The 2,550-nt window shown below is 59.7% G+C and carries 2 protein-coding genes, 1 pseudogene and 1 other annotated feature; of the genes and pseudogenes, 1 reads left to right on the forward strand and 2 read right to left on the reverse strand.

Going from position 1 to position 2,550, the window contains the following annotated elements; genetic code table 11:
* Positions 1 to 958, reverse strand: a pseudogene (locus AKV04_RS04990) (IS3 family transposase); the annotation flags it as partial.
* Positions 555 to 671: a sequence feature (AL1L pseudoknot), on the reverse strand. (Overlaps the previous pseudogene by 117 nt.)
* 398 nt (positions 959 to 1,356) lie before the next feature.
* On the opposite strand from AKV04_RS04990, the gene AKV04_RS05005 reads away from it, so the two are divergent.
* Positions 1,357 to 1,677 carry an H-NS histone family protein gene (locus tag AKV04_RS05005; RefSeq protein ID WP_054005371.1) on the forward strand — a complete coding sequence of 107 codons (321 nt, stop codon included), beginning with the start codon at positions 1,357 to 1,359 and terminating at the stop codon, positions 1,675 to 1,677.
* 33 nt (positions 1,678 to 1,710) lie between these two features.
* On the opposite strand, the gene AKV04_RS25385 is transcribed toward AKV04_RS05005, so the two are convergent.
* The gene (locus AKV04_RS25385; RefSeq protein WP_082351529.1) at positions 1,711 to 2,139 is read right to left on the reverse strand and encodes a hypothetical protein; all 429 of its coding nucleotides are present in this window, start codon (positions 2,137 to 2,139) and stop codon (positions 1,711 to 1,713) included.
* Between the last annotated feature and the right edge of the window lie 411 nt (positions 2,140 to 2,550).

Below are 2,550 nucleotides of genomic sequence, written 5' to 3' on the forward strand. Positions count from 1 at the left end.
GTGTAGCGAATGGACACGTATTGCCCGCCGCGATCGCTATGATGAATAAGCCCGCCTTGATAGGTTGGACGGCGGGCATAAAGCGCTTGCTCAAGTGCATCGAGAACGAAGTCGGTCTTGGCAGACCGCGATGCCTTCCAGCCGACGATGCTGTTGGCAAAGGTGTCGATCACGAAGGCGACGTAGACAAAGCCCTGCCACGTTGAGACATAAGTGAAGTCACTGACCCACAGCATATTTGGCGCTAGCGCTCGGAACTTGCGGTTCACCTTGTCGCGTGGGCATGGCACTGACGTGTCGGGGATCGTTGTTTTCATGGCCTTTCCTCGAACGATTCCCCGTAAACCCATGCCTTTCATGAGGCGAGCAACGGTGCAGCGCGCCACGGCTTCACCTTCACGGCACAGCTGTCGCCAGGCTTTGCGGACACCGTAAACCTCCCAGTTGTCATCCAAGACCTTCTGGATTTTTGGCCGTAAAGCCGCATCCCGCTGCTGGCGTGCCGAGGCCTTGGACGGATCGGCGCGCACAGCGAGGCAGGCGTAGTAGGTCGATGGGGCAATCGGCAGCACCCTGCAGATAGACTCGACCCCATAAACCACGCGATGATCATCAACAAAGTCGATCATGGCTTGAACGGGCGGTCGAGTTCCGCCTGTGCAAAATACGCTGACGCCTTGCGCAGGATCTCGTTTGCCTGCCGAAGCTGGCGCACCTCGCGTTCCAGTTCTTTGATCTTGTCACGCTCAGCACTGGTCGCACCTTCCCGTGCTCCGCTGTCCTTTTCCGCCTGCCGAACCCAGACCCTCAATGTCTCCGGGATGCAGCCAATCTTAGGGGCAATCGCAGCAACTGCCGCAGATTGCGTTTCATAGGAGCCTTGATGCTCCAACACCATGCGAACGGCACGCGCCCGCATCTCCGGTGAATAACGGTTTGATGTCTTACTCTTTTCCATAGCCCTCATCCTTAGTCAGGTTGAAGGTCTCCGGTAAACAAGGGGCGGTTCAGACAGCATGGACGACGGAAACCCCCAAAGGACCGGGGTGGAGCGGGCAGGACGCCAAAGGCGGCCAACACGGCCCGGACTGACGCGGGGTTGCGCGATTGAACCCGAACAGGCTTAGGGGATTGTCAGTCGAAGGGATGACTCCGGGGATGGGAGCGACCTGGGGCCCTTGCAGAACAATGACCTTCCTTGCCAATGCAACTGGGCTAAAGCCACAGAACCGCTTTGCAGCCCTGCGGTAGATCACCCTACCCCCCTGCCCCACCAAGCAGCCCTTGCCCAAAGGCGGTTGCGATGCGTTGACCAGACGGCTATCCCGGATCGATCATTCTGGACACGAGGCACGCATGGCTGATTTCAATCTCGAGGCACTGTCGCTCAAAGAACTGCGGCAATTGCAAAAGGATATCGCCAAGGCGATTTCCACTTACGAGGACCGTCACAAGGCCGAAGCCCGCGCCAAGCTGGACGCGATCGCCAAAGAGATGGGCTATTCCTTGGCCGACCTGATTGGCGCTGACGTGAAACCCACCCGTGCACCGGCCACTGCAAAATACCGGCATCCAGAAAACCCGAGCCTCACCTGGTCCGGTCGTGGGCGTAAACCGCTGTGGTTTGTGGCAGCTCTCGATGCAGGTAAATCGCCTGAGGATCTGGCAATAAGCTGAACCTGAGTTTGGTTTCAGCGGCGGACGACCGGATCATGCGTCTGGTCTGACCGCACGCACAAAATGCGTCGGAATACCCTGCCAGTCGCAAACCTGTCTGGTGGCCTGTTCTGCCGTGCTGGCCCAGGTGCGGCCGATCCAGTCTGAACCAGCATCGCCCGGAAGTGTCACGATGAAGGCGCGCACAGCCGTTGCCTCGGCAGCCTCGTCCCCCTGCCCCATCGCTTGCAATGTGTGCCAATGGGAATAGCGCCGTGCCTTAGACCCATGCGCCTTGCAGGCGGAACAGAAACAAGATTGGCCCCCATCCGCTTTTGATGCAATGAAGCCAGCCGGTTCACCACATTCATGGCCGTAGCTGCCGGGCTCAGCATTGGTGCAGCGTGGCCAGATCCGTGCGCTGCCCCTCGGTGAGGGGGCATAGCCCGTGGGGAAGCCGTAGGGGAAACATGTCATGGACATGGCTGAACTCCTTTTTTGCTTTTCTGCGGGGGTGCCGACCTTCGTCGGCGCGTTGTGCCTGGCGGGCGGGACGGCTCGCAGGCGAGAGGCCCGGAGGCGCGTTCGCGCCGTGCCCGGGCCTGTAAAAGTGAGGCCAAGGCCTCATGCGAAGGGATCGTACTCCGAGACGATCAGGACCTCGTCTCCGTCGATTTCATCGGCGGGGACCGCACCATTATCCTGACTCTGTGTTCTGTCTTATCGCCGTGACGTTCGCGGCGCAGAATTCGTGTTGATGATGCCGCTCCCCGCCAGGCGAGTGGCGATGCGAATATCCGACAGCGGCGGGCTCGAGCCCGCCGCTGTCGGATATTCGTGATCGAGGAGAACAAGGTGCCCCAACTCTTTTTCACTGACCTGCCGGCGCTACAA

Source organism: Cypionkella psychrotolerans, assembly GCF_001294535.1.
GTDB classification, from domain to species: domain Bacteria; phylum Pseudomonadota; class Alphaproteobacteria; order Rhodobacterales; family Rhodobacteraceae; genus Cypionkella; species Cypionkella psychrotolerans.

What these genes read in the sequence shown, in the direction of transcription:
- AKV04_RS25385 (WP_082351529.1), bottom strand. Translation starts at nt 2,139, where the DNA reads ATGTCCATGACATGTTTCCCCTACGGCTTCCCCACGGGCTATGCCCCC.
- AKV04_RS05005 (WP_054005371.1), top strand. Translation starts at nt 1,357, where the DNA reads ATGGCTGATTTCAATCTCGAGGCACTGTCGCTCAAAGAACTGCGGCAA.